Source organism: Pseudomonas sp. PDM24 (genome assembly GCF_019218905.1).
In the GTDB taxonomy this organism is placed as follows: Bacteria; Pseudomonadota; Gammaproteobacteria; order Pseudomonadales; family Pseudomonadaceae; genus Aquipseudomonas.
This window is the reverse complement of sequence record NZ_JAHUWR010000025.1, coordinates 1-432: the sequence shown is the minus strand read 5'-3', so window position 1 is coordinate 432 and position 432 is coordinate 1. Positions and strand designations below refer to the sequence as shown.

Here is a 432-nt window from a genome sequence, read left to right as displayed (position 1 = left end):
AAGGAAAAGAGGAGGAGAAAAAAAAATAAAAAGGAAGAGAAGGAGGGAAATAAAGAAAAAGAAAGGAAAGGGAGGACTGGTAAAAATCGAAGAGAAAGAAGAGGGGAAAGAGAAAAGGGGAGGAGAGAAGAGAGAAAAAGGAAAAAAAGGAAGGAGGGAGGGAAAGGAGGGGAGAGAGAAAAGAAAGAAGAGAGAGAAAAGAGGAGGAAGAAAAAAGAAAGGAAGGGGAAAAGGAAGGGGAAAAAGGAGAAGAAGAGAAAAAAGAAGAAGAAAAGAAAGGGAGGAGAGAAGAGGGGGAAGAAGGGAGAGAAGAGGAGAGAAAAAGAGGGGGAAAGGAGGAAAAAGAGGGGAGAAGGGAAAGAAGAGAAGAGGAGGGAAAAAGGAGAGGGGGAAGAAAAGGGAGAAGAGGGAGAGAAGGAGGAGGAGCGGGGG

At 44.4% G+C, this 432-nt stretch carries 1 protein-coding gene; it reads left to right on the top strand.

Going from position 1 to position 432, the window contains the following annotated elements; all coding sequences use genetic code 11:
- The coding region (locus KW837_RS29235) for a hypothetical protein (protein WP_218399375.1) at nt 1-432 on the top strand (432 nt) is incomplete at both ends.